This window comes from Pseudomonas sp. B6002, assembly GCF_013385985.1.
GTDB lineage: Bacteria > Pseudomonadota > Gammaproteobacteria > Pseudomonadales > Pseudomonadaceae > Aquipseudomonas.
The window spans coordinates 315015-339232 of record NZ_JACAOY010000010.1 but is presented as its reverse complement, the minus strand read 5'-3'; the positions used below and the strand labels follow the sequence as shown (position 1 = coordinate 339232).

The window sequence follows — 24218 nt, the reverse complement described above, 5'->3', positions numbered from 1 at the left end:
AAACATCTAGGAGATTGGTATGTCCAGCAACAACCCGCAAACCCGTGAATGGCAAGCCTTGAGCAGCGATCATCACTTGGCGCCGTTCAGCGATTTCAAGCAATTGAAAGAGAAGGGCCCACGGATCATCACCAAAGCCCACGGCGTTTACCTGTGGGACAGCGAAGGCAACAAGATCCTCGATGGCATGGCTGGCTTGTGGTGCGTGGCGATCGGTTACGGTCGTGACGAATTGGCTGACGCTGCCGCCAAGCAAATGAAAGAACTGCCGTACTACAACCTGTTCTTCCAGACCGCCCACCCGCCTGTACTGGAACTGGCCAAGGTCATTTCCGACGTCGCACCGGCCGGCATGAACCACGTGTTCTTTACCGGTTCCGGCTCGGAAGGCAACGACACCATGCTGCGTATGGTCCGCCACTATTGGGCGATCAAGGGCCAGCCGAACAAGAAAACCATCATCAGCCGCAAGAATGGCTACCACGGCTCCACCGTGGCCGGCGCCAGCCTGGGCGGCATGACCTATATGCATGAACAGGGCGACTTGCCGATCCCGGGCATCACCCACATCGCCCAGCCGTACTGGTATGGCGAAGGCGGTGACATGAGCCCGGAAGAGTTCGGGATCTGGGCCGCCAATCAGCTCGAAGAGAAGATTCTGGAAGTCGGCGTGGACAACGTCGGTGCCTTCATTGCTGAGCCGATCCAAGGCGCCGGTGGCGTGATCGTGCCGCCAGACACCTACTGGCCGCGCATCAAGGAGATCCTCGCCAAGTACGACATCCTGTTTGTCGCCGACGAAGTGATCTGCGGTTTCGGCCGTACCGGTGAGTGGTTCGGTAGCGACTTCTACGACCTCAAGCCCCACATGATGACCATCGCCAAAGGCCTGACCTCGGGCTACATCCCCATGGGTGGCCTGATCGTGCGCGACGAAGTGGTTGCCGTGCTCAACGAAGGCGGTGATTTCAACCACGGCTTTACCTACTCCGGTCACCCGGTGGCGGCAGCGGTCGCCCTGGAAAACATCCGCATCATGCGCGATGAAAAAATCGTCAGCCGTGTCCACGAAGAAACGGCACCGTATTTGCAGAAACGTCTGAGGGAACTGGCTGATCACCCGTTGGTGGGTGAAGTGCGCGGTGTGGGCATGCTCGGTGCGATTGAGCTGGTGCAGGACAAAGCCACGCGCAAACGCTACGAGGGCAAAGGTGTGGGCATGATCTGCCGCACGTTCTGCTTCGAGAATGGCCTGATCATGCGCGCCGTGGGCGACACCATGATCATTTCGCCGTCGCTGGTGATCAGCAAGGCTGAAATCGACGAGCTGGTGACCAAGGCTCGCCACTGCCTGGACCTGACTTTGGCGGCATTGCAGGGCTAAGTGCTAGGCTCAGTGCGCAGCGGCTTTCGGGCGCTGCGTGCTGAGCAGTGATAAATGAGGCTTTGGTTGAAAGCCGGCCTCGGAACTTGCCAGACTGTCGCCCTGTTTTGTTGCCCTTAGACGGGCCGCTTAACGATGAAGAACGTGGCCCAAAAAAGAAAAAATTGGAGCATCACCAAATGAAGGCATTAGGTTTGAAGAACGCTGGCAAGACCCTCCTCGCCTTGTCCCTGATGGGCGCAATGGCGGGCGCGGCCCAGGCAGACAATAAAGTGCTGCACGTGTACAACTGGTCCGACTACATTGCACCGGACACCATCGCCAACTTTGAAAAAGAGTCGGGCATCAAGGTGGTGTACGACGTTTTCGACAGCAACGAAACCCTGGAAGCCAAGTTGCTGGCAGGCAAGTCCGGTTATGACATCGTCGTACCGTCGAACAACTTCCTCGCCAAGCAGATCAAGGCCGGTGTCTACCAGGAGCTGGACAAGTCCAAACTGTCCAACTACGACAACCTGAACAAATCCCTGCTCAAAGCCGTGTCGGTCAGCGACCCGGACAACAAGCACGCCTTCCCGTACATGTGGGGCTCGATCGGCATCGGCTACAACCCGGAGAAGGTCAAGGCCGCACTGGGTATCGACAAGATCGATTCGTGGGACGTGATCCTCAAGCCGGAAAACCTCGCCAAGCTCAAAAGCTGCGGCGTGAGCTTCCTCGACTCGCCAACCGAAATGCTGCCAGTCGCGCTGCATTACCTGGGCCTGCCGACCGACACCCAGAAGAAGGCTGACCTCAAGCAAGCCGAGGACCTGTTCCTCAAGCTGCGCCCATCGATCGGCTACTTCCACTCGTCCAAGTACATCTCGGACCTGGCCAACGGCAACATCTGCGTGGCCGTGGGTTACTCGGGTGACGTGCAACAGGCCAAGTCCCGCGCGGCTGAGGCCGGTGGCAAGGTCAAGGTGGCCTACGACATTCCGAAAGAAGGTGCTGGCAGCTTCTATGACATGGTCGCCATCCCTAAAGATGCCGAAAACGTCGACGCCGCCTACAAGTTCATGAACTACCTGCTCGAGCCTAAAGTGATGGCCGGGATCACCAACAGCGTACGTTTCCCGAACGGTAACGAAAAAGCCACTGCACTGGTGGACAAGGACATCACCAGCGACCCGGGCATCTACCCGCCAGCGGACGTGCAGGCCAAGCTCTACGCCATTGCTGACTTGCCGGCTGCAACCCAGCGTGAAATGACACGCAGCTGGACCAAGATCAAATCGGGCAAGTAAGCCTTAAAACAGTAGGAGGGGCAGGTTGACTGCCCTTCTTACACATTAAATGACAGAAAGTTTTGCCGGATCGGTTTATCGAGGGTAAGTTGCGCGCCGGTTTTGTTGCCGGGCAACAACTTTGGGCCCAACTATTTAAGAGGACCTCCACTTGCCAATTTCTTTATTTCGCAAAGCCTTGCTGGTGGGCGCAGGTATCACGCTGGCGTTGAGCGTGCAGGCCGCACCGACTGTGCATATTTATAACTGGTCGGACTACATTGGCCCCGACACCCTGGCCAACTTCGAAAAGGCCACCGGTATCAAGCCTGTGTATGACGTGTTTGATTCCAACGAAACCCTGGAAGGCAAGTTGCTGGCCGGTCGCACCGGTTACGACGTGGTCGTGCCGTCCAACCACTTCCTCGGCAAGCAGATCAAGGCCGGGGCGTTCCAGAAGCTCGACCGTTCATTACTGACCAACTATTCCAACCTGGACCCGGTGCTGCTCAAGCGCCTGGAAAAAAACGACCCGGGTAATCAATACGCCGTGCCGTACCTGTGGGGCACCAATGGCATTGGTTACAACGTCGATAAAGTGAAGGAAGTGCTGGGCGTCGACCATATCGACTCCTGGGCCGTGCTGTTCGAACCGGAGAACATGAAGAAGCTGGCCAGTTGCGGCGTATCGTTCATGGACTCGGCCGATGAAATGCTGCCGGCGGTGCTCAACTACATGGGCCTGAACCCCAACAGCACCAACCCTGAAGACTACAAGAAGGCCGAAGAGAAGCTGCTCAAAGTGCGGCCCTACGTGACCTACTTCCATTCGTCCAAATACATCTCGGACCTGGCCAACGGCAACATTTGCGTGGCGGCAGGGTTCTCCGGTGATGTGTTCCAGGCCAAGGCCCGTGCGGCTGAGGCGGGCAAAGGCGTGAACATCGCCTACGTGATTCCGAAAGAGGGCGGCAATCTGTGGTTTGACGTGCTGGCGATCCCGGCGGACGCAGCCAACGTCAAAGAGGCCCACGCCTTCATCAACTATTTGCTGAAACCTGAGGTGATCGCTCAGGTCAGTGATCAAGTCGGTTACGCCAACCCTAACCCTGGGGCGGACAAACTGATGGAGCAATCGATACGCACCGACGCAGCGGTTTACCCACCGCAGGCGGTTCTCGACCGGACATTCGTCAACTTCGAGTTACCCCCGAAAGTGCAACGTTTAATGACCCGTAGCTGGACCAAGGTCAAGACGGGCAAGTAAGGCTCAAACTATCCAAGGTTCGCCCGCCTCGGGCGCACAGAATTTTTTGTTGGGAGTTTCGTAAATGGCAGTTGCCTCCGGCGCCTATAAGAAAGCCCTCGAGGGCGACCAGACACCGAAAAAGGTGTTGGTCAAAATCGACCGGGTCACGAAGAAGTTCGACGAGACGATTGCCGTGGACGATGTGTCCCTGGAAATCAAGAAAGGCGAGATCTTCGCCTTGCTCGGCGGTTCGGGTTCGGGCAAATCCACCTTGCTGCGCATGCTCGCAGGCTTCGAGCGCCCAACGGAAGGTCGCATCTACCTCGACGGTGTGGACATCACCGACATGCCGCCCTACGAGCGGCCGATCAACATGATGTTCCAGTCCTACGCCCTGTTCCCGCACATGACCGTGGCGCAGAACATCGCCTTCGGCCTGCAACAGGACAAGATCCCCAAGGCCGAGATCGATGCCCGTGTGGCCGAGATGCTCAAGCTGGTGCAGATGAGCCAGTTCGCCAAGCGCAAGCCGCACCAGTTGTCCGGTGGCCAGCGCCAGCGTGTGGCCCTGGCGCGCTCCCTGGCCAAGCGCCCGAAACTGCTGCTGCTCGATGAGCCCATGGGCGCCCTCGACAAGAAGCTGCGTTCGCAGATGCAGCTGGAGCTGGTCGAGATCATCGAGCGCGTGGGCGTGACCTGCGTGATGGTGACCCACGACCAGGAAGAGGCCATGACCATGGCCGAGCGCATCGCGATCATGCACCTGGGCTGGATCGCCCAGATCGGCAGCCCGATCGACATCTACGAAACCCCCACCAGCCGCCTGGTGTGCGAGTTCATCGGCAACGTCAACATCTTCGACACCCAGGTGGTGGACGACGCCGAAGGCCACGCGGTACTCAAGTGCCCGGACCTGGACCGTGATATCTACGTGGGCTACGGCATCGCCACCGCCGTGGAAGACAAGTCGGTGACCTACGCCATCCGCCCTGAAAAGCTGCTGGTGACCACCGAAATGCCGACCTGCGAGCACAACTGGTCCAGCGGCAAGGTGCACGACATCGCCTACCTGGGCGGGCACTCGGTGTTCTACGTGGAACTGCCCAGCGGCAAGCTGGTGCAGTCGTTCGTGGCCAACGCCGAGCGCCGTGGCCAACGCCCAACCTGGGGTGACCAGGTGTACGTGTGGTGGGAAGACGACAGCGGCGTGGTACTTCGCTCATGAACATGAAGAAGCTCAAGCGCCAGCTGCAACGAATAACACCCGGTGGCCGGCATGTGGTCATCGGGATCCCTTTCCTCTGGCTGTTCCTGTTCTTCATGCTGCCGTTCTTCATCGTCTTGAAGATCAGCTTTGCCGAAGCCGACGTCGCGATCCCGCCTTACACCGAGATCTACACCTTCGTTGAGCAGAAACTGCAGCTGGTGCTCAACCTGGCCAACTACGCGATGCTGGGCGACGACGAGTTGTACATCGCCGCCTACCTGGGCTCGCTGAAGATGGCGTTTTTCAGCACGCTGCTGTGCCTGCTGATCGGCTATCCGATGGCCTACGCGATTGCCAGTGCGCGCAAAGAGATGCAGACCGTGCTGGTGCTGCTGATCATGATGCCGACCTGGACCGCGATCCTGATCCGCGTGTATGCGTGGATGGGTATCCTCAGCAACAACGGCTTGCTCAATGGCTTCCTGATGTCCATGGGGCTGATCAACGAGCCGCTGCAGATCCTCAACACCAACATCGCGGTGTATATCGGCGTGGTCTACTCGTACCTGCCGTTCATGATCCTGCCGCTGTACGCCAACCTGGTGAAACACGACCAGAGCCTGCTGGAAGCCGCGTCCGACCTGGGTTCGAGCACCTTCAACAGCTTCTGGAAAATCACCGTGCCGCTGTCCAAGAACGGCATCATCGCCGGCTGCATGCTGGTGTTTATCCCGGTGGTGGGTGAGTTCGTGATTCCTGAGCTGCTCGGCGGCCCGGAAACCCTGATGATCGGTAAAGTGTTGTGGCAAGAATTCTTCAACAACCGTGACTGGCCGGTGGCGTCTGCCCTGGCGGTGGTGATGCTGGCGATCCTGATCGTGCCGATCATCCTGTTCAACCGCAGCCAAGCCAAAGAGATGGAGGGCAAGATATGAAGCGCGTCAGTTTCTCAAGCTTCATGCTGGTGGCGGGGTTGTTGTTCATCTACCTGCCGATGCTGATCCTCGTGATCTACTCGTTCAACGAATCCAAGCTGGTGACCGTGTGGGGCGGTTGGTCGGTGAAGTGGTACGTGGGCCTGCTGGACAACACCCAGTTGATGGGCTCGGTGGCCCGCTCCCTGGAAATCGCCTGCTACACGGCGGTGGCTGCGGTGGCGCTGGGTACGTTGGCGGCCTTCGTGCTGACGCGTATCAGCCACTTCAAGGGCCGCACGCTGTTCGGCGGCCTGGTGACGGCGCCGCTGGTCATGCCCGAAGTGATCACCGGTCTGTCGCTGCTGCTGCTGTTCGTGGCCATGGCGCAAATGATCGGTTGGCCCCAGGAACGTGGCATCGTCACCATCTGGATCGCCCACACCACCTTCTGTGCGGCGTATGTGGCGGTGGTGGTGTCGGCACGCTTGCGTGAGCTGGACCTGTCGATCGAAGAAGCAGCCATGGACCTGGGTGCGCGGCCGTGGAAGGTGTTCTTCCTGATCACCATCCCGATGATCGCGCCATCGTTGGCGGCGGGCGGCATGATGTCGTTCGCACTGTCCCTCGATGACCTGGTACTGGCCAGCTTCGTGTCGGGCCCAGGCTCGACCACCTTGCCGATGGAAGTGTTCTCGGCGGTGCGCCTGGGGGTTAAACCCGAGATCAACGCCGTGGCCAGCCTGATCCTGCTGGCGGTGTCGCTGGTGACTTTCCTGGTGTGGTTCTTCAGCCGCCGTGCCGAAGAGATGCGTAAGAAGGCGATCCAGCAAGCCATCGAAGAAGCGGCGGCGGACGGCTGGCAACAGCCCGACAAGCGACGTGCGCCTGCACCGGTCTAACTGGCGCAACGCGGTAAAAAAATGTGGGAGCTGGCTTGCCTGCGATAGCGGCGTATCAGTCGACAGATGAGTCGACTGGCACGGCCTCATCGCAGGCAAGCCAGCTCCCACAGTGGTTTTGTGGTGTTTATGGGGTTGTGTTTCAGGCAATCCACGGCGACTTGCGAATCACCTCCACAAAATTCATCGGCTTGAACCCTGGCTCCTGATCCACCAGCACATCCGTCTTCACGTTGCCAAACGTGGTCTGCGGGCGATGGCGCAAGCCGTCGGCGAACGCGCAGATGATGCACTCCTTGAACCCTTCACCCCGTGGATGCGCATGCACCACCGCTTCGCGCTGCACGCTGGAAAACGCGGCGTAGTCCATGCCCAGCACGTCCATTTCCACGCCCGCCGTCACCAGTGCCACGGTGGGGCGCAAATGTTGTGGCACACCCGGCGTGGTGTGCAGGGCGATGGACAGCCACACCTGTTCGATATCGTCATCGCTCAGCCCGTAAGGCTTGAGGAATGCTGCCGCCGCATTGGCGCCGTCCACTTCGAAGCGTTCGTTGTCACTGCGATGACCTTCGACCAGGCCCAGGTCATGGAACATTGCGCCGACGTACAGCAGCTCCGGGTTGTAGGCCAGTTGCTTGCGCTCACCGCTCAAGGCGCCGAACAGGAACACCCGGCGAGAGTGGTGGTACAGCAGGTCGGATTCGACGTCGCGGATGTATTCAGTGGTGGCCCTGGCCAGGGCGCTGTCCGGGATCTGGATGCCGGCGATGGTGGTGCTCATGGTCGTTCTCCTCAAGAAGCGCCGGGGGTGGCGCTGATGAGTCCAGTCTGGTCGCGCGCCCGCGAAGGGGCTATCGCCGCGAGGGCGCGATACCGGCCAACCTGCCTTCATATCGCGCCATGGGCGTACACGATCAAATGTGGGAGCTGGCTTGCCTGCGATAGCATCACCTCGGTATACCTGATACACCGAGGTGTCTGCATCGCAGGCAAGCCAGCTCCCACAGGGTTTCGTGTCCGCCAGTCATAAGGTTTCGCCATGCATAGAACCGTCGCCATCCTGATCTTCCCCGGCGTCCAGTCACTGGACGTGACCGGCCCTATGGATGTGTTCTGCGAAGCCAACCGCTTTTTGCCGCCCGAGGATCACTACCGGCTGGAAGTGATCGGCTTCGGCCACGGCAGCCTGGCGGCGTCCAACGGTTTGTCGTTGCAGGCCCACCGGCATTACAGCGAAGCCCAGCAGGCCTACGACCTGCTGCTGGTGGCGGGCGGCCCGCAACTGCCGTTCGAAGATTTCGGTGACGAGTTCGATGACTGGCTGCGCGGCGCCACCGCCCGGGCGCAGCGTTTTGGTTCGATCTGCAACGGCGCCTTCATGCTCGCTCGCGCCGGGTTGCTCGACGGCAAGACTGTGACTACCCACTGGAACGACGCCGCTGACCTGGCGCGCCTGTGCCCCACGGCTCAGGTCGAGGCCGATCGCCTGTATGTGCAGGACGGCAACCTCTACACCTCGGCGGGCGTCACCGCGGGCATCGACTTGTCGCTGTATTTGCTGGCCCAGGACCACGGCCCGGAAGTCGCGCTGAGCGTGGCCAAGCGCCTGGTGGTGTTCACCCAGCGTTCGGGCGGGCAGTCGCAGTTCAGCCCGTTCCTTACGCCTCACGCCGAAACCACCTCGGCGGTGGCGTTGGTGCAGTTGTATGTGCTGGCGAACCTGACGGGGGACCTGACCATTGCGGACTTGGCCAAGGCGGCCAATATGAGTGCGCGCAACTTCTCCCGGGTGTTCGCCCGGGAAGCGCGGATAACGCCCGCCGAGTTCGTCGAGCGGGCGAGAGTGGATGCGGCGCGGGTGATGCTCGAAAGCAGCCCCGCACCGCTCAAGACCGTGGCCTATCAGTGCGGCTTTCGCGACGCCCAGCACATGCGCAGTGTGTTCAACCGCCGGCTGGGCGTGACGCCACAACAGTTTCGGCTCAACTTTGCGGCGCCGGTTTGAGGGTGTCGTAGGCTTCCAGGGCGCGCAGCGAGTAGATGTACGCAGCACCGGCGTTCAGCGAGATGGCGGTTGCCAGGGTCGCAGCGACTTCTTCACGGGTGGCGCCGGCCTTGATTGCCGCGTCGGCATGCACGCCGATGCAACCGTCGCAGCGGGTGGTGATGGCCACGGCGATGGAGATCAGCTCACGGGTCTTGGCGTCGAGGACGTTGTTTTCCTCGGCAGCTTCGCCCAGCGCCATGTAGGCTTTGACCATCTTCGGGTTGCTCTTGCCCAGTGCGCCAAAGGCTTTCTTCACGGTAGGCAGCAAGTCGGACCAGTTATTGAACATTGCGGTAACTCCTGAACGGGTTGGGTGTGAAGCCAGTGTGTGCCGTGCGGGGTTGGCGTTATTGTTCAATCCGCTCATCTTTTTGACCGATGTTCGCAAATGAATTCGATCGACACCCTCATCGCGCTGGCCAACCTGCGCGGCAGCCTGGACCTGCGGTGCCAGTTCCAGGGCGACTGGGCCATGGACCACGCGCCGGAAGCGTTGGGCGTGGCGCCTTACCACATCGTGCTCAGCGGCACCTGCCGGGCCGAGTTGTCTGGCGGCCAGCAGGTGACCCTGGAACCCGGCGATATCCTGCTGATGCCCGGTGGCGCCACTCACTTGCTGCGCAGCCAGGGCGCGCGGCGTGCGCCGAGCCAGCCGCAGGTGATCGACGGCGGGCTGCTCAAGGTGCATCGCCTGGGGGGCAACCAGCCGGATATCGATATGCTGTGTGGCTCCTTTCACTACAACCGCCAGTCGTTGCTGTTCGGTGCGTTGCCGGAATACCTGGTGGTATCCAGCCGCGAGTGGCAGGGCGATGGGCAACTGGCGGCGCTGATCGCCCTGATGCGCAGTGAAGCGGACGGGCAGCAGCTGGGCGCACGAACCTTTATCGATGCGCTGTCATCGGCGCTCTTCACCCTCATCCTGCGCACCTGGCTGAACCGCCAGGCGCCGGTCGCCGGTACGTTTGCGCTGTTGGCTGACAAGCGACTGAGCAAGGCCTGGCAAGCGATGCTGGCCGAGCCTGGGCATGAATGGACCATCGACAATCTGGCGGCCGTGGCAACGATGTCGCGGGCGACCTTCATGCGGGCTTTCGTGAAAGTCGCGGGTGTCTCGCCGTGGCTGCTGTTGACGCAGTTGCGCATGGAGCTGGCGTACAACCTGCTGCGCCAATCGCGCCTGAGCCTGCTGGATATCGCCGCCCAGGTGGGTTACCAGTCCCAGGCGGCGTTCAGCAAGAAATTCAAGGAGACCTACGGCGAGGCGCCGGGGCGACTACGTTCAAACGCCGATCACCTGTAGGAGCCGGCTTGCCGGCGATAGCGGTGTGACTGAAATACCGCCATCGCCTGCAAGCCGGCTCCTACAGTGTTTACGGTTATCGGGCAGGCAGCAATTTCAGGGTGCCGCGCGTATTCGCCGTCACTTCCTCATCACTGAAATGCGCTTGCTCATACCCCCCTTCGATGTACGTCTCCGCCTGATCCCCATAATGTGCATCAAACGGCACGCCGCTTTGCCCCACCGGGTTGATGGTGAGGGCGTGGGCCGGGTCGGCGAAGTCGATCAGGCGGCGGGTCGACGGGCCGTAGGTCACGGGCCACGGTGCCGGGCCGATCATCGCGGATTGGTTGTTGGGCACTTCGTGAGTGCCCGGCGCAGGGAACGGGCCAACGTTGAACACCTTGTCCAACGGCTTCTGCATGCCCAGCGGGTGGCCGTGGGTCAGGGTGTGCACCTTGCCCCATTGCCACTGGGTTGGATCATCGCCAAACGTGGCCTTGAGGTGCGCCAGGCTGTTGTCCCAGGCGAGTTTGACGGTGTCGGCGCGCTTGCCATCCCACCACGGCGAATCCGGCGTGGCCGCCAGGCGCGGCAGGGCGGCGTCGATCACGCGGGTGCCGAGCAGGGTCTTGAACAGGGCGTCGCCCAGTTTGGGATGGAAGGCGGCGTCGGTGAGGTTGAACAGGAACTGGTTGAACAGCGTGGCACTGGTGGAGTCCAGCGGGTAGTCACCTTTCCAGGCGGCCAGTTGCTCCACCAGCTTGAGCTGTGCCGGGTCCTTGACCACGTCGCGCAATACCGGCAACAGCGGCGCCAGCAAGCGAGGGCCGTAGGCGGTGGTGGTGCCCAGCTGCAATGCCTGGCTGTTGTTCACGTCCCACTTCACGCTCTTGTCGCTCAACTGCGCATTCAACTGCTGGCCACGATCGGGCAGGTTGTAATAGCCGGGAATCTCCATGCCCGTGGGCGAGACCGGCTGGGCATTGGCCGACACCACATAACCGCGCGCCGGGTTTTCTTCCTGGGGGTTTGCGCTGAAGGGATAGAAACCCAGCTTGTCGGCCTGGGCGGTGCTGCCGTCGAGGATGAACCCGGCATTGGCGCCCGCCGGGCGAATCGGCAACTGCGCCGCCGCCCACCAGCCGATATCGCCCTTGGCGTTTGCCCAGATGATGTTCAGGCCCGGCGCCGACACCTTGGCCGCTGCCGCCCGGGCCTTGGCCAGGGTGTCGGCGCGGTTGAGCTGGTAGAACCCTTCGAGGATCGGGTTCTGCGTGTCGAGGAAGGCCCACCACATGGCAATCGGCGTCTTGCCGGCGTTTTCGCCGAGCGCGTCGTTGACGATCGGGCCGTGGGGCGACTGGCGCAGGGTGATGGTCACCGGCGCCTGGCCTTTCACGGCAATCTGCTGCTCGCTGGTGGTCATGTTCACCCATTGGTCGTGGTACCAGACCTGGTTGGGGTTGTCCGGGTTGACCTTCTCGGCGATCAGGTCGAGGTCATCGTTCTGGAACATGGTCAGGCTCCAACCGAAGTCCAGGTTGTGCCCCAGGAACGCCACCGGCACCAGCGCGTTGTGATAGCCGTACAACTCAAACCCCGGCGCCGACAGTTGCGCCTCGTACCACACCGACGGCACCGAGAAGCGAATGTGCGGGTCACCCGCCAGCAACGGCTTGCCGCTCTTGGTGCGGCTGCCGCTGATGGCCCAGGCGTTGCTGCCTTCGAACTGCGGCAAGCCATTTTCGGCCAGGGCCTGCTCGCTCAGGGAGGCCAGGGCGCCGAGGTTTTGCCAATCGCTGGCAGCCAGGTTAAGGGCGCCCTTGGGTTGCCAGTCCAGGTCGAAGACTTTCAGGTAGTCGCTGCCCAGTTGGTCGCGCACGTAAGTCAGCAGGGGTTCGGTGCGAAACGCGGCGGCAAAGCTGTAGGCCATGTACCCGGCGACGCTGATGGTGTCTTCAGCGGTAAACGGCCGCTTGGGGATGCCCAGCACGTCGAATTCCATGGGGCTGGCGTGGCTGTCCTGATACTGGTTGATGCCGTCCAGGTAGGCTTGCAGCGCTTTCCACGCAGGCGAGTCGTGGTCCAGCTGTTCCACGTAACTCAAGGCGCGTTCGCGAATACGCAGGCTGCGAAACAGTTTGTCGGTGTCGAGCAGCTTGGGGCCGAGTACTTCGGCCAGTTCGCCCCGGGCCAGGCGCCGCATGATTTCCATCTGGAACAGGCGGTCCTGGGCGTGCACATAACCCAAAGCGCGGTACAGGTCGGTCTCGTTCTCGGCGCGGATATGCGGCACGCCACGGTCGTCGTAGCGCACCGTGACCGAGCCTTGCAGGCCGGCCAGCGTGACCGTGCCCTGGCGGGTGGGTTGCTTGCTGTAGACGTACCAGCCGCCCGCGAGGGCGAGCAGCACCACCAGAACCGCGAAAACCTGCAAGACGCGCTTCATGAACATTCCTTACCAAGAGTGGGGTAACGGGCTACAGATCCTTAGGCCACGAACAATAGCAGCCCACCGCCAGGGTGTGCGTGGCATTCACCTCGCGTCCGGCTTCAAGGGCCTTGAGGATCGGCTCGATAAAACTGTTGCTGGAATTGCACGTCAGCCCTTCGCTGTAGGGCCCGAAATACGCGAGCTTGCCGCTGCGGTCCCAAATGCCCACGGCGGGGCTGGCGGGTACTTGGTCGGCGCCGGACAGGGCGGTGAGGGTTTTCATCTGGCGCAGGTTGTCGGGCAGCTTGCCGTGGCTGCCGGCTTTTTGCAGGGCGTAGAACTCGACGCCGTGGGGCGCGTATTGCTCGATCAGCTCGCCCAGGTGTTGCTGGTTGCCAACATTGCACGGGCAGGCCGGGTCCCAGAAGTGCACCAGGCGGATCGGGCCCGGGCCGCTCAGCTCGGCGGGCAGGCGCAGGGTGTCACCGGAAAACACCGCCGTGTGTTCGCTGAAGGCTCGCAGGTAGCGGCCCTGGAACCAGTCGTAGGCTGCCCACAGCACGCCGGCGCAGATGATCAGGATCAGGCTGGCGAACAAGGCGGTACGGTAAGGCTGTCGCATTCAGATCAATCCTCGAAGGTCGCGTAGCTTGCCATGCTTGTCCTGACAGATGAATATCGCAGCTCGATATTCATCTTCGCCGTCAGTCTGGAACCCTTTATGCCCGTCACCTTTGACCCCGATCATCTGCGCGACAGCTTGCGCCCCCTGGTGGATGCGCAACCGCTGAGTGCCGAGGCGCGGGTCTACCAGCGTTTCTACGGGCTGGACCTGGCCAAGCGCACGGTGCCTGCGGTGAGCCGCCTGGGGCGCTTCGAGGTCGACGGTTTTGAGGTGGTGGCGCAGGTCTGGTGGCCAAAGGCGCCGGTGGCGACGATGTTCCTGTTCCACGGTTTCTATGACCACATGGGGCTGTACCGCAACGTGGTGGACTGGGCGCTGGACCAGGGCTTCGTGGTGATCGCCTGCGACCTGCCGGGCCATGGCCTGTCCAGTGGCGCGCGGGCCAGCATCGAGGATTTCTCGGTGTATCAGGACGTGGTCCAGGCGCTGTTCGCCCAGGCATCAGCACTGCAATTGCCCCAGCCCTGGCACCTGTTCGGGCAAAGCACCGGCGGGGCGGTGGTGGTGGATCACCTGCTCAACCACGGCGCCGACAGCCCAGCCCAGGGCAAGACCTTCCTGCTGTCGCCGCTGGTGCGGCCGCGTGCGTGGGGCTGGTCGCAGGTTAGCTACTACCTGCTGCGCCCGTTTGTAAAAGGCATTGCGCGGCGGTTCAGCGAGAACACCAACGACCCCGCGTTCAAGCCGTTCCTGGAAGCCGACCCGCTGCAGCCGCGCCAACTGCCCACCGCCTGGGTGGGCGCGCTCGCCCGCTGGATCAAACGCATCGAAGCCGCACCGCGCAGTTCGCGGCGGCCGGTGATTATCCAGGGGGAGGAAGACATGACGGTGGACTGGCAGCACAACCTGTTGGTGCTGCGGGGCAAGTTTGACCAGCCTGAGGTGCTGATGCTGCCGCGTGGCAGGCACCACCTGGCCAATGAGATTCCCGAGATTCGCGAAGAGTACTTCCGATACCTGACAGCCCATCTGACCTGACACCACCCCTGTGTAGGAGCCGGCTTGCCGGCGATGAGGCCCTCAAGATGTGCGAATAATCTGAGGTCGCCATCGCCGGCAAGCCGGCTCCTACAAGGGAGGTTATTGCGACAGGCTTGAGGTGCTTTGGCCCACGGCGAGACCGGCGCGAATGGCCGCCAACGCCGCCTGGTAATACGCCTTGCCGTCCGGTGACTCGGCAAACGTGGCGAATTCTTCCAGCTCCGGGTCAGACAAATCCCGATAGACGTACAGCAGCGTGTTGTTCAGATCCTTGTCGATCTGCTGCATCAACCGCTCGCGCTGACCATTCAACATGCCTTGGGCCTGACCGCCCCCCAGCAGGCCGGGGATCATCTGGCTCAGGCTGTCGGCCGCCACCCCGGCAATCGCCAGGCTGACTTCTGCGCCCGCTTCGCGCGCCGGCAGTGCCTGGGCCAGGTGATCGATGATCAGGCTGCGGGTGGCGTCGGCTTCGATTTTCGGCAGGCCTTGGGCGTTCTTTGCCAGTTGGTCGCGGCGGGTGGCGAGCAGCTCGGCGGCGACAATCTTGCGGCCCAGGGGCGACTGGAAAAACGCCAGGGCGGGCTTGGGGTCCGCCAGGTTCTTGCGCAGCTGCGCCTCGGCACGCTGGTCCACGGCCTGGGCGGCGAAGCGTTTATTGCTGTTGTCCACCAACGCTTGGTACACCGCTGGCGGCAGGCTATTGCGGTAGCGTTGCTGGGCGGCACTCAGGGCGTCATTGAAATGCGCACGTTGTTCGGCCCAGCCGGCGACCTTGTACAACTGGTCATGGCCGTCTGCCCAAGCGGGCAAAACGCAGAACATCAGCACGGAAAAAAACAAACGACGCATATGGACTCCTGTCAGTCGGCCACTATTGTCCGTGTCGGGCGTAGGATTTGTCGAGAAATCCTATCGGTCACCTGACTAAAGTGTATTCAGACGCTCGGCGGCTCTGTCGGATTCACAGGCGTATGGATACTATGCGCGCCATGCAAATTCCCCTCGATCACTCGCTGTTGCAACGTATTGTCGACGACCTCGCCGAAAAAGGCTGGTCCCGGCAGGACGGCTTCCTGCCCCAGGCTCTGACCCTGGAATTGGCGGCTGAGTGCCGTAAACGTAAAGCCGAAGGTGAGCTGGCGCCGGCTGCGGTCGGGCGCGGCCCGGCCCAGGAGATCCGCGAGGGGATTCGCGGTGACCACATCCAGTGGCTGGAAGAGGGTGATGCTGCTGTCTGCGGCACCTACATGGGCTTGATGGACGGCCTGCGCCAGGCGATGAATCGCGATCTGTTCCTGGGCCTTGAGGATTTCGAAAGCCACTTCGCAATGTACCCGCCCGGGGCGTTCTACCTGAAGCATGTGGACCGCTTTCGCGACGATGACCGGCGCATGGTGTCAGCGGTGGTCTATTTGAATGATGCCTGGCTGCCCGAACACGGCGGCCAGTTGCGCATGTACCTCAAGGACGGCGCGGAGTACGACGTGGACCCCAACGGCGGTTGCCTGGTGGTGTTCCTGTCGGGCGAAGTGCCCCACGAAGTCTTGCCGGCGACGCGTGAGCGGCTGTCCCTCACGGGCTGGTTTCGCCGGCGCGGCAACGAGCCGTTTTAGCGATGGAAAAGATCCTCGTCAGCCGCTGCCTGCTCGGGCACAAGGTGCGTTATGACGGCGCCGGCAGCGGGCCGTTCGATCAGTTGGCCGCATGGCAGGCCGAGGGGCGGGTGGTGGCGATCTGTCCGGAAGTGTCCGGCGGGTTGCCCACCCCCAGGCCTGCGGCTGAAATTCCGGGCGGGCAGGGGGTGGACGTATGGGAAGGCCGTGCCCGGGTGCTGACCGCCGACGGCGAGGATTTCAGTGAGGCTTTTCTGGACGGCGCCCGCCAGGCCCTTGCGCTGGTGCAGCAGCACAACATCCGTATCGCCATTCTCAAGGCCAATAGCCCGTCGTGCGGCAACCTGCTGACCTATGACGGCACGTTCTCGGGTGTGAAGGTGAGCGGCGAAGGTGTAACGGCGGCGCTGCTCAAGCGCCATGGCGTGCACGTCTTCAGCGAGCTGGAACTCCCCCAGGCCGCCCAGGCACTCAACAACCTGTAGGAGCCGGCTTGCCGGCGATGAGGCCCTTAAGGTTTGCGAACAACCTGAGGCCGCCAACGCCGGCAAGCCGGCTCCTACAGGGTGTTATTGGGTCTTGGCGACGGGCTCGCTTTCAAACCACTTCTGCGTCAGCGCCTTCAGGCGGCCATCGGCCTTGATGTGCTGCAGCGCCTTGTCCAGGCTATTTTTGAACGCCGGGTTGCCTTTATGGAATGGAATCGCCAGTTCAGGTGTTTCCTTATAAGCCTCACTGAAATCGAACCGATCCCGCAGCTCGGCAGTCATAGCGATATGGTTGATGGCCACGTCGTACTTGCCGGTTTCCACGCCGGGTAGCAGGTCGCTGTCGTCGGTGGTGATGAATGAGGGGCGCACGTCCATTTCCTTGGCCAGTTGTTCGCCCAGCTCCACTTCAAAGCCGGTGAGTTTGTCGCCGTCCTTGAAGTTAAAGGGTGGGGTGTTGGCTTCGAGGGCGATACGCAGTTCGCCGCGATCGAACACATCGTCGATCAACTCGGCATGAGCCAGAGGGCTCAGGAAGGAAAGCAAAAGTACAAGGCCAGGCGAAAGGCGCATGGTCACTCCTAAAGTATTCATCTGTGCGAGGCGCCGTTCAGCATCGCTTTGCTATGGTGTGTTGAGTGCCTTGGACAGCAATTTGCCGCGAAGTTGTCATAACCCAACAGATTTCCTGGAAAAACTGGAGAAGCGAATGAAAGCCCTTTTGTCCCGTGCAACGATTGCCAGCCTGCTGCTGGGTGCTTCAATGTTGGCCACCGCCGCCGACGGTATCCCGCGCAGTGCTCCACCTGAAGGCGCCAAGGTGTTTATCGTTTCGCCAAAAGACGGCGCCACCGTCGACAAGACCTTCACCGTCAAATTCGGCATGGAAGGCCTGAAACTGGCTCCGGCCACTGACCAGACCCCAGGCACCGGCCACCACCACCTGCTGGTCGACCAGAAAGAACTGCCTGACGCCAGCGTGCCGATCCCGGCCACTGACACCGTGATCCACTACGGCAAGGCCCAGACTGAAACCGAACTGACCCTCACCCCAGGCAAGCACACCTTGCAACTGGTGGCGGGCGACAAACTGCACATGCAGTTCAACCCGACTGTAGCGTCCAAAGTGATCACGGTTAACGTAAAGTAAGATTTGTTCAGATGAAAAAAAGGGAGCCCCTCGGGGCTCCCTTTTTTATGCGGCGTTGAAACCTTAGAACAACACGCGGCTACGAATCGTGCCGTTGATGTGCTGCAGCTTCTCTTGCGCCAGGTCCGAGTACTCGGCGTCGACGTCGATCACCACGTAGCCGACCTTCTCGTTGGTCTGCAGGAACTGACCGGAGATGTTGATGCCGTTTTCCGCGAAGACCTTGTTGATCTCCATCATCACGCCAGGGATGTTCTGGTGGATGTGCAGCAGACGGTGCTTGCCAGGGTGAGCCGGCAGGGCCACTTCCGGGAAGTTCACGGACGATACCGAGGTACCGTTGTCGCTGTACTTGACCAGCTTCTCCGACACTTCCAGGCCGATGTTGGCCTGGGCTTCAGCGGTGGAACCGCCGATGTGCGGGGTCAGGATCACGTTGTCCAGGCCACGCAGCGGGCTTTCGAAGATGTCATCGTTGGAGCGTGGCTCCACCGGGAACACGTCGATGGCGGCGCCGATCAGGTGCTTGTCCTTGATCGCGTCGGCCAGGGCGTCCAGCTCGACCACGGTGCCGCGTGCTGCGTTGATCAGGATGCCGCCTTTCTTGATGGCGCGGATTTCCTTCTCGCCGATCATCCACTGGGTCTCGGCGGTTTCCGGAACGTGCAGGGTGACGATGTCGGACATGCCCAGCAGTTCGGTCAGGCTGGCCACTTGGGTGGCGTTGCCCAATGGCAGCTTGGTCAGGGTGTCGTAGAAGAACACCTGCATGCCCAGGCCCTCAGCCAGGACCGACAGTTGAGTACCGATCGAGCCGTAACCGACGATACCCAGCTTCTTGCCACGGATTTCGAAGGAGTTGGCCGCGCTCTTGATCCAGCCGCCACGGTGGCAGGAAGCGTTCTTCTCAGGGATGCCGCGCAACAGCAGGATGGCCTCGGCCAGCACCAGCTCCGCAACGGAGCGGGTGTTGGAGTACGGTGCGTTGAACACCGCGATGCCGCGCTCGCGCGCTGCGTTGAGGTCGACCTGGTTGGTGCCGATGCAGAAACAGCCAACCGCCACGAGTTTCTTGGCGTGATCGAAGATCTCTTCGGTCAGCTGAGTGCGGGAGCGAATGCCGATAAAGTGCGCGTCGGCGATCTTTTCCTTTAACTGGGCTTCCGGCAGAGAACTGGTGATGTACTCAATGCTGGTGTACCCGGCGGCTTTCAGAACGTCGACAGCCGATGGGTGGACGCCTTCCAGAAGAAGGAACTTGATCTTGCTCTTATCGAGAGAAGTCTTGCTCATCTGCGTAAACCTGTATCCCGGAGAAAAATGGCAGGGAATCGGATCGCTTAAGCTGACCCGGACGGCAGGAAAGCCGTCACCGCAGAAACGCCCTTGGGCTCTGTCCTGCGGGGGCGGTATGCTAGCATACGCGCCCCGCTAAACACTCATTCCTGCGACGTGAAGCGTTCTCAGGATGACCATGAATTGTTCGAGAGTTCTGTCGATGACCCATCCTGCCCTGATTGATGAGCTAAAGACCCTGGTTGAGCCTGGCAAAGTGCTGACCGATGCAGACTCCCTGGAGGCTTACGGCAAGGATTGGACCAAGCATTTCGCCCCCGCACCCACGGCCATCGTCTTCCCCAAGACCATCGAGCAGGTGCAGGCCATCGTCCGTTGGGCCAATGAACACAAGGTGGCGCTGGTGCCGTCCGGTGGTCGTACGGGCCTGTCGGCAGCCGCTGTGGCGGCCAATGGCGAAGTGGTGGTGTCGTTCGACTACATGAACCAGATTCTCGACGTGAACCTCACCGACCGCACCGCCGTGTGCCAGCCGGGCGTGGTCACCAAGCAGTTGCAGAACGTCGCCGAAGAAAAAGGCCTGTACTACCCGGTGGACTTCGCGTCGTCCGGTTCGAGCCAGATTGGCGGCAACATCGGCACCAATGCCGGCGGAATCAAGGTTATTCGCTACGGTATGACCCGTAACTGGGTGGCTGGCATGAAGGTCGTCACCGGCAAGGGTGATGTGCTGGAACTGAACCGCGACCTGATCAAGAACGCCACCGGCTATGACATGCGCCAGCTGTTCATCGGCGCCGAAGGCACCCTGGGCTTTGTGGTGGAAGCCACCATGCGCCTGGACCGGGCACCGAAGAATCTCACCGCCATGGTGCTGGGTACCACCGACTTCGACTCGATCATGCCGGTATTGCACGCGTTCCAGAGCAAGTTGGACCTGACTGCGTTTGAATTCTTCTCCGACAAGGCCCTGGCCAAGGTCCTCGGCCGTGGTGACGTACCGGCGCCGTTCGAGACCGAATGCCCGTTCTACGCGTTGCTGGAATTCGAGGCCACCACGGAAGAAGTCGCCAACCACGCGTTGGAAACCTTCGAGCACTGCGTGGAGCAGGGCTGGGTGCTGGACGGCGTGATGAGCCAGAGCGAAACCCAGCTGCACAACCTGTGGAAGCTGCGCGAGTACATCTCCGAGACCATTTCCCACTGGACTCCGTACAAGAACGATATTTCGGTCACTGTCTCCAAAGTCCCGGCGTTCTTGCAGGAAATCGACGCAATCGTCGGCGAACACTACCCAGACTTCGAAATCGTCTGGTTCGGCCACATCGGCGACGGCAACCTGCACCTGAACATCCTCAAGCCGGAAAACCTGAGCAAGGACGAGTTCTTCGCCAAGTGCGCCACTGTGAACAAGTGGGTGTTTGAAACCGTCGAGAAGTACAACGGTTCGATCTCCGCCGAACACGGTGTGGGCATGACCAAGCGCGATTACCTGACCTACAGCCGTTCGCCGGTGGAAATCGAGTACATGAAAGCCGTGAAAGCCGTGTTCGACCCGAACGGGATCATGAACCCTGGCAAGATCTTCGCTGTTTAATCGCCCTGAAGGAGTCGTTCCATGAGCTACCAGCACAAGTATGTCGACGGCACCAACATCCACTTTCCCCTGGGCAAAGTGGTGTGCATCGGGCGTAACTACGCCGAACACGCCAAGGAGCTGGACAACCCGGTACCGACCGAGCCGCTGCTGTTCATCAAACCTGGCAGCTGTGTGGTCGCGCTGGAAGGTGGCTTTGCCATTCCAACCGAACGCGGTTCGGTGCACTACGAGGCGGAAATCGCGGTACTGATCGGCAAGCCCTTGTCGACCAAGCCGAGCCGTGAAGAAGTGCTGGACGCCATCTCCGGCTTCGCCCCGGCCCTGGACCTGACCCTGCGCGACAAGCAGGCCGAGCTGAAAGCCAAGGGCCTGCCGTGGGAAATCGCCAAGTCGTTTGACGGCGCGGCGGTGATTGCACCGTTCGTGGTGGGCAGCACTTTCCCGGACGTGACCGATATCGGCATTCGCCTGACCATCAACGGTGAAGTTCGCCAGGACGGCAACAGCGCGATCATGCTCAACCCGATCATCCCGATGATCCAGTACATGGCCGGTTGCTTCTCGCTGCAGGCCGGCGACGTGATCCTCACCGGTACCCCGGTGGGCGTGGGCCCGCTGAATGTCGGCGACGAGCTGGTGCTGGAGCTGCCAGGCGTCAGCCGCTTCGAAAGCCACGTTCGCTGAACCCTTCCCCCTTTGTAGGAGCCGGCTTGCCGGCGATAGCATCGCCTCGGTGTAACTGACACACCAAGTCGTCCGCATCGCAGGCAAGCCAGCTCCCACAGGGGTTTGTGTTCATCCCAAAGCATCGTTCTTTGCATTTTTTTCACACGCCATCCGGATAATCCTCAGCCTTCAGCACGCGGGCCCGTTGATCCTGTGCTATCACCTAAAGCTGACTTTCTGGAAAAGCGCTCAATGGCCGTGCCTTTGCCTTCCGCCACACCCAAGCCCCGTTCCCGTTTTGCCCTGCGATGGTATTCCTGGCTGTTCCTGGTGGGGGCGATCGTCTATGGCGTGTCGTGGGCGATGCATTGGGATGATCGCGGCGCGTTGTGGGTGATGGAGCGCTTCGAAACCCAGGCAGAACGCCAGGAAAGCGTGTGGCTGCCGGATTACCACGCGGTCATCGATGGCAAGTTGCTGCCCGGCATGGAGAAGGATGAGGCCTCGGATGTGTCCTATAACCCGCAGACCAAAACCCTGTTTTCCGTCATGGGCAAGAACCCTTTCCTCGTTGAGCTGAGCCTGCAAGGCGATGTGTTGCGCAAGATGCCGCTCAATGGCTGGAACAACCCGGAAGGCGTCACGGTGATGGAAAACGGCCAGATGGCCATTGTCGATGAGCGCATGCACACCCTGACGGTGGTCAAGGTCGACGCCAGCACCCAACAACTGAACATCGCTGACTTCAAAAGCTACGACCTCGGCCCTTCCAAGGACCAGAACAAAGCCTTTGAAGGTGTCACCTGGGACAAGCGAAACCAACACATCGTGCTCGGCGAAGAACGCCCACCCGCGCTGTTCACCTGGAAAAGCGATGGCAGCACGCTGACCGGCGATAAGCAAAAAGTCGCCAGCACTGAGCTGGACATGCGCAACCTCTCCGCGCTGGCTGTCGACCCGCGCACCGGCCATTTACTGGTGCTATCGGCCGACTCCCACCTGCTGCTGGAGCTGGATGAAAAGGGCGAGCAAGTCAGCTTTATGACCTTGCTTGGCGGTTTCAACGGCCTGAAGAACACCATACCCCGCGCCGAAGGCGTGACCATGGATGAAAATGGCACCCTCTATATGGTCAGTGAACCCAACCTGTTCTATCGCTTCGAAAAGCAGAAATAACCCGCCAATTACGTCGGATAAGTCTCTATTAGCGGCATTCACCAGGCACTCGGCAGCGTTTAAGTTTAAATTCAGACGGGCGTGATATTTATTCGCCACTTTTGATTTTGAGCCTGTCCGATGCGTCGATTTTCCCGCCCCAAATTCCTTCTATTCATACTTGCGCTGATCGCCTTGGTCAGCGCCGGGGCCGCTGCACAGCACTTTCGCTTGTTCGAGCGTGCGTGGTTCAACTGGCAGGCGTGGCGCCAGCCTATGGATGAGCGTTCCATCGGCCTGGCGGATTATCGTGTCGCGGTAGAGGCCAGCGTGATCGACGGCCTCGACGACGATGTGTCGGCCCTCACCTACGACCCGGTCCGCAAAAGCCTGTTTACCGTCACCAACAAAAAGCCCGAGCTGATCGAGCTGTCCCTGGAAGGCAAGATCCTGCGGCGTATTCCGTTGGTGGGCTTTGGCGATGCCGAGGCAGTGGAGTTCATCAGCGACAACATCTATGTGATCAGCGATGAGCGCCAGCAACGGCTGATCAAGGTGCATGTGGACAACGACACGCAGTTTCTCGATGCCGCCGATGCGGAGCAGATGACCCTGGGTGTGCATATTGGTGGCAACAAAGGCTTTGAAGGCCTGGCGTATGACTCACTGGGCAAGCGTCTGTTCGTGGCCAAGGAGCGTGACCCGATGCTGATCTACGAGGTGCACGGTTTTCCCCATTTCAAACCGGAAAAAACCTACTCGGTCCACGTGATCAACAACCCCAAGCGGGACGCGGGGCTGTTTGTACGGGACCTGTCGAGCCTGCAATACGACGAGCGCAGCGGCCACTTGCTTGCGCTGTCGGATGAGTCGTTCCTGGTGCTGGAGTTGGATATTGACGGTCGCCCGTTGAGCAGCCTGTCTTTGCTCGCCGGGCGCCACGGCCTCAAAAAGCGCGTGCCGCAGGCGGAAGGCATCGCGATGGACGACGATGGAAACCTGTACCTGACCAGTGAGCCGAACCTGTTCTACGTCTTCAAGAAACCCAGCCCCTGAAACGCCGCCGGCCAACTGTGGGAGCTGGCTTGCCTGCGATGCAAGCACCTCGGTCTTTCAGTAGCACCGGGGTGATGCTATCGCAGGCAAGCCAGCTCCCACATAAAGCACAGCGTATTTGCTTAGGCCTTGAGGGTTTTCACGCCTTCGGAAGTCCCCAGCAGCAACACGTCAGCAGGACGCGCCGCGAACAAACCATTGGTCACCACGCCCACGATCGCGTTGATCTGGGTCTCCAGCTCCACCGGGTTGGTGATCTGCATATTGAACACGTCGAGGATGATGTTGCCGTTATCGGTCAACACGCCTTCGCGGTACACCGGGTCGCCGCCCAGTTTCACCAGCTCGCGGGCCACATGGCTGCGGGCCATTGGGATCACTTCTACCGGCAGCGGGAACGCGCCGAGTACCGGCACCAGCTTGCTGGCGTCGGCGATGCAGATGAAGGTCTTGGCCACGGCTGCGACGATCTTCTCGCGGGTCAGGGCTGCGCCGCCGCCTTTGATCAGGTTCAGGTGCGCGTCGCTTTCATCGGCGCCGTCGACGTAGAACTCCAGGTCGCTCACGGTGTTGAGCTCATACACCGGAATGCCGTGGCCCTTGAGGCGTGCGGCGGTGGCTTCGGAGCTGGCCACGGCGCCGTCGAAGGCGCCCTTGTGCTGGGCCAGTGCATCGATGAAGCAGTTGGCGGTGGAGCCGGTGCCGACACCGACGATGCTCTTGTCGTCGAGTTTAGGAAGGATTAAATCGACGGCGGCCTGGGCCACTGCCTGTTTGAGTTGATCCTGGGTCATGCGGGCTCCGGAACGGGCGGGGAGTTATCGAGGGCGGC

General features: G+C 61.0%; 24 protein-coding genes. 16 read left to right on the top strand and 8 right to left on the bottom strand.

Translation table 11 applies throughout. From position 1 onward, the window contains the following. Nucleotides 1-19 precede the first annotated feature (19 nt). From HX792_RS15090 to HX792_RS15065, 6 genes are all read left to right on the top strand, one after another. On the top strand, nucleotides 20-1384 hold the full coding sequence (locus HX792_RS15090) for an aspartate aminotransferase family protein (protein WP_176996835.1): 1365 nt from the start codon (nucleotides 20-22) through the stop codon (nucleotides 1382-1384). A gap of 194 nt (nucleotides 1385-1578) precedes the next feature. Next, nucleotides 1579-2673, top strand: coding sequence for a polyamine ABC transporter substrate-binding protein (locus HX792_RS15085; protein ID WP_176996904.1), 1095 nt, complete (start codon nucleotides 1579-1581; stop codon nucleotides 2671-2673). Between the two features lie 151 nt (nucleotides 2674-2824). After that, nucleotides 2825-3919 (top strand): polyamine ABC transporter substrate-binding protein, encoded by a 1095-nt coding sequence (locus HX792_RS15080; RefSeq protein ID WP_176996834.1) that lies wholly within the window; start codon nucleotides 2825-2827, stop codon nucleotides 3917-3919. A gap of 64 nt (nucleotides 3920-3983) precedes the next feature. Beyond that, entirely contained in the window at nucleotides 3984-5126 is a 1143-nt protein-coding gene (locus tag HX792_RS15075; RefSeq protein WP_176996833.1) for an ABC transporter ATP-binding protein, read from the top strand. Further along, nucleotides 5123-6043, top strand: coding sequence for an ABC transporter permease subunit (locus HX792_RS15070; protein WP_176996832.1), 921 nt, complete (start codon nucleotides 5123-5125; stop codon nucleotides 6041-6043). Before HX792_RS15075 ends, HX792_RS15070 begins: the two co-directional genes overlap by 4 nt. Next, a complete protein-coding gene (locus HX792_RS15065) occupies nucleotides 6040-6924 on the top strand; it encodes an ABC transporter permease subunit (protein ID WP_176996831.1) in 885 nt (294 codons plus the stop codon). Before HX792_RS15070 ends, HX792_RS15065 begins: the two co-directional genes overlap by 4 nt. 142 nt (nucleotides 6925-7066) lie before the next feature. Here HX792_RS15065 and HX792_RS15060 read toward each other — a convergent pair whose 3' ends face one another. Next, nucleotides 7067-7708 carry an HD domain-containing protein gene (locus HX792_RS15060; protein WP_176996830.1) on the bottom strand — a complete coding sequence of 214 codons (642 nt, stop codon included), beginning with the start codon at nucleotides 7706-7708 and terminating at the stop codon, nucleotides 7067-7069. Nucleotides 7709-7966: 258 nt separating this feature from the next. Between HX792_RS15060 and HX792_RS15055 the strand changes: the two genes are divergently transcribed. Beyond that, on the top strand, nucleotides 7967-8932 hold the full coding sequence (locus HX792_RS15055; protein ID WP_176996829.1) for a GlxA family transcriptional regulator: 966 nt from the start codon (nucleotides 7967-7969) through the stop codon (nucleotides 8930-8932). Here HX792_RS15055 and HX792_RS15050 read toward each other — a convergent pair. Beyond that, nucleotides 8910-9263, bottom strand: coding sequence for a carboxymuconolactone decarboxylase family protein (locus tag HX792_RS15050; protein WP_016973032.1), 354 nt, complete (start codon nucleotides 9261-9263; stop codon nucleotides 8910-8912). The genes HX792_RS15055 and HX792_RS15050 overlap by 23 nt on opposite strands. Nucleotides 9264-9362: 99 nt before the next feature. Here HX792_RS15050 and HX792_RS15045 point away from each other — a divergent pair, with 99 nt between their 5' ends. After that, nucleotides 9363-10277, top strand: a complete 915-nt coding sequence (locus HX792_RS15045; protein WP_176996828.1) for an AraC family transcriptional regulator — start codon at nucleotides 9363-9365, stop codon at nucleotides 10275-10277. A 76-nt stretch (nucleotides 10278-10353) separates the two neighbouring features. On the opposite strand, the gene HX792_RS15040 is transcribed toward HX792_RS15045, so the two are convergent. Together HX792_RS15040 and HX792_RS15035 are read right to left on the bottom strand one after the other, a co-directional pair. Next, nucleotides 10354-12708 (bottom strand): penicillin acylase family protein, encoded by a 2355-nt coding sequence (locus HX792_RS15040; RefSeq protein ID WP_176996827.1) that lies wholly within the window; start codon nucleotides 12706-12708, stop codon nucleotides 10354-10356. A gap of 31 nt (nucleotides 12709-12739) precedes the next feature. Next, complete coding sequence (locus tag HX792_RS15035) at nucleotides 12740-13315, bottom strand: DUF6436 domain-containing protein (protein ID WP_176996826.1); 576 nt, start codon at nucleotides 13313-13315, stop codon at nucleotides 12740-12742. A gap of 99 nt (nucleotides 13316-13414) precedes the next feature. Between HX792_RS15035 and HX792_RS15030 the strand changes: the two genes are divergently transcribed. Beyond that, nucleotides 13415-14356 carry an alpha/beta hydrolase gene (locus tag HX792_RS15030; protein WP_176996825.1) on the top strand — a complete coding sequence of 314 codons (942 nt, stop codon included), beginning with the start codon at nucleotides 13415-13417 and terminating at the stop codon, nucleotides 14354-14356. 102 nt (nucleotides 14357-14458) lie between these two features. Here HX792_RS15030 and HX792_RS15025 read toward each other — a convergent pair whose 3' ends face one another. Next, entirely contained in the window at nucleotides 14459-15211 is a 753-nt protein-coding gene (locus HX792_RS15025) for a DUF2059 domain-containing protein (protein ID WP_176996824.1), read from the bottom strand. A 131-nt stretch (nucleotides 15212-15342) separates the two neighbouring features. Between HX792_RS15025 and HX792_RS15020 the strand changes: the two genes are divergently transcribed. Continuing rightward, a complete protein-coding gene (locus tag HX792_RS15020; RefSeq protein ID WP_176996903.1) occupies nucleotides 15343-15975 on the top strand; it encodes a 2OG-Fe(II) oxygenase in 633 nt (210 codons plus the stop codon). A 2-nt stretch (nucleotides 15976-15977) separates the two neighbouring features. Beyond that, a complete protein-coding gene (locus HX792_RS15015) occupies nucleotides 15978-16460 on the top strand; it encodes a DUF523 domain-containing protein (protein WP_176996823.1) in 483 nt (160 codons plus the stop codon). 84 nt (nucleotides 16461-16544) lie between these two features. Here the strand turns inward: HX792_RS15015 and HX792_RS15010 are convergent, their stop codons facing one another. Continuing rightward, the gene (locus HX792_RS15010) at nucleotides 16545-17036 is read right to left on the bottom strand and encodes a transporter substrate-binding domain-containing protein (protein WP_176996822.1); all 492 of its coding nucleotides are present in this window, start codon (nucleotides 17034-17036) and stop codon (nucleotides 16545-16547) included. A 136-nt stretch (nucleotides 17037-17172) separates the two neighbouring features. On the opposite strand from HX792_RS15010, the gene HX792_RS15005 reads away from it, so the two are divergent. Beyond that, nucleotides 17173-17613 (top strand): DUF4399 domain-containing protein, encoded by a 441-nt coding sequence (locus tag HX792_RS15005; protein WP_176996821.1) that lies wholly within the window; start codon nucleotides 17173-17175, stop codon nucleotides 17611-17613. A gap of 63 nt (nucleotides 17614-17676) precedes the next feature. On the opposite strand, the gene serA is transcribed toward HX792_RS15005, so the two are convergent. After that, a complete protein-coding gene (gene serA / locus HX792_RS15000) occupies nucleotides 17677-18906 on the bottom strand; it encodes a phosphoglycerate dehydrogenase (RefSeq protein WP_003195214.1) in 1230 nt (409 codons plus the stop codon). A gap of 205 nt (nucleotides 18907-19111) precedes the next feature. Here serA and HX792_RS14995 point away from each other — a divergent pair, with 205 nt between their 5' ends. The 4 genes from HX792_RS14995 to HX792_RS14980 all read left to right on the top strand — a co-directional run bounded on the left by HX792_RS14995 (nucleotide 19112) and on the right by HX792_RS14980 (nucleotide 23386). Then, nucleotides 19112-20506, top strand: coding sequence for an FAD-binding oxidoreductase (locus HX792_RS14995; RefSeq protein ID WP_176996820.1), 1395 nt, complete (start codon nucleotides 19112-19114; stop codon nucleotides 20504-20506). A 21-nt stretch (nucleotides 20507-20527) separates the two neighbouring features. Beyond that, nucleotides 20528-21193: a fumarylacetoacetate hydrolase family protein gene (locus HX792_RS14990; RefSeq protein ID WP_176996819.1), complete on the top strand. Its 666-nt coding sequence runs from the start codon at nucleotides 20528-20530 to the stop codon at nucleotides 21191-21193. A 234-nt stretch (nucleotides 21194-21427) separates the two neighbouring features. Next, complete coding sequence (locus HX792_RS14985; RefSeq protein WP_176996818.1) at nucleotides 21428-22351, top strand: SdiA-regulated domain-containing protein; 924 nt, start codon at nucleotides 21428-21430, stop codon at nucleotides 22349-22351. Between the two features lie 120 nt (nucleotides 22352-22471). Beyond that, nucleotides 22472-23386 carry an SdiA-regulated domain-containing protein gene (locus tag HX792_RS14980; RefSeq protein WP_176996817.1) on the top strand — a complete coding sequence of 305 codons (915 nt, stop codon included), beginning with the start codon at nucleotides 22472-22474 and terminating at the stop codon, nucleotides 23384-23386. Between the two features lie 122 nt (nucleotides 23387-23508). Here the strand turns inward: HX792_RS14980 and rpiA are convergent, their stop codons facing one another. Further along, complete coding sequence (gene rpiA / locus HX792_RS14975; RefSeq protein ID WP_017253881.1) at nucleotides 23509-24180, bottom strand: ribose-5-phosphate isomerase RpiA; 672 nt, start codon at nucleotides 24178-24180, stop codon at nucleotides 23509-23511. Nucleotides 24181-24218 lie beyond the last annotated feature (38 nt).

What these genes read in the sequence shown, in the direction of transcription:
- rpiA (WP_017253881.1), bottom strand. Translation starts at nt 24,180, where the DNA reads ATGACCCAGGATCAACTCAAACAGGCAGTGGCCCAGGCCGCCGTCGAT.
- HX792_RS15035 (WP_176996826.1), bottom strand. Translation starts at nt 13,315, where the DNA reads ATGCGACAGCCTTACCGTACCGCCTTGTTCGCCAGCCTGATCCTGATC.
- HX792_RS15045 (WP_176996828.1), top strand. Translation starts at nt 9,363, where the DNA reads ATGAATTCGATCGACACCCTCATCGCGCTGGCCAACCTGCGCGGCAGC.
- HX792_RS15005 (WP_176996821.1), top strand. Translation starts at nt 17,173, where the DNA reads ATGAAAGCCCTTTTGTCCCGTGCAACGATTGCCAGCCTGCTGCTGGGT.
- HX792_RS14990 (WP_176996819.1), top strand. Translation starts at nt 20,528, where the DNA reads ATGAGCTACCAGCACAAGTATGTCGACGGCACCAACATCCACTTTCCC.
- HX792_RS14985 (WP_176996818.1), top strand. Translation starts at nt 21,428, where the DNA reads ATGGCCGTGCCTTTGCCTTCCGCCACACCCAAGCCCCGTTCCCGTTTT.
- HX792_RS15010 (WP_176996822.1), bottom strand. Translation starts at nt 17,036, where the DNA reads ATGCGCCTTTCGCCTGGCCTTGTACTTTTGCTTTCCTTCCTGAGCCCT.
- HX792_RS15075 (WP_176996833.1), top strand. Translation starts at nt 3,984, where the DNA reads ATGGCAGTTGCCTCCGGCGCCTATAAGAAAGCCCTCGAGGGCGACCAG.
- HX792_RS15050 (WP_016973032.1), bottom strand. Translation starts at nt 9,263, where the DNA reads ATGTTCAATAACTGGTCCGACTTGCTGCCTACCGTGAAGAAAGCCTTT.
- HX792_RS14980 (WP_176996817.1), top strand. Translation starts at nt 22,472, where the DNA reads ATGCGTCGATTTTCCCGCCCCAAATTCCTTCTATTCATACTTGCGCTG.
- HX792_RS15090 (WP_176996835.1), top strand. Translation starts at nt 20, where the DNA reads ATGTCCAGCAACAACCCGCAAACCCGTGAATGGCAAGCCTTGAGCAGC.
- HX792_RS15060 (WP_176996830.1), bottom strand. Translation starts at nt 7,708, where the DNA reads ATGAGCACCACCATCGCCGGCATCCAGATCCCGGACAGCGCCCTGGCC.
- HX792_RS15015 (WP_176996823.1), top strand. Translation starts at nt 15,978, where the DNA reads ATGGAAAAGATCCTCGTCAGCCGCTGCCTGCTCGGGCACAAGGTGCGT.
- HX792_RS15030 (WP_176996825.1), top strand. Translation starts at nt 13,415, where the DNA reads ATGCCCGTCACCTTTGACCCCGATCATCTGCGCGACAGCTTGCGCCCC.
- HX792_RS15055 (WP_176996829.1), top strand. Translation starts at nt 7,967, where the DNA reads ATGCATAGAACCGTCGCCATCCTGATCTTCCCCGGCGTCCAGTCACTG.
- HX792_RS15040 (WP_176996827.1), bottom strand. Translation starts at nt 12,708, where the DNA reads ATGAAGCGCGTCTTGCAGGTTTTCGCGGTTCTGGTGGTGCTGCTCGCC.
- HX792_RS15025 (WP_176996824.1), bottom strand. Translation starts at nt 15,211, where the DNA reads ATGCGTCGTTTGTTTTTTTCCGTGCTGATGTTCTGCGTTTTGCCCGCT.
- HX792_RS15065 (WP_176996831.1), top strand. Translation starts at nt 6,040, where the DNA reads ATGAAGCGCGTCAGTTTCTCAAGCTTCATGCTGGTGGCGGGGTTGTTG.
- HX792_RS14995 (WP_176996820.1), top strand. Translation starts at nt 19,112, where the DNA reads ATGACCCATCCTGCCCTGATTGATGAGCTAAAGACCCTGGTTGAGCCT.
- serA (WP_003195214.1), bottom strand. Translation starts at nt 18,906, where the DNA reads ATGAGCAAGACTTCTCTCGATAAGAGCAAGATCAAGTTCCTTCTTCTG.
- HX792_RS15020 (WP_176996903.1), top strand. Translation starts at nt 15,343, where the DNA reads ATGCGCGCCATGCAAATTCCCCTCGATCACTCGCTGTTGCAACGTATT.
- HX792_RS15070 (WP_176996832.1), top strand. Translation starts at nt 5,123, where the DNA reads ATGAACATGAAGAAGCTCAAGCGCCAGCTGCAACGAATAACACCCGGT.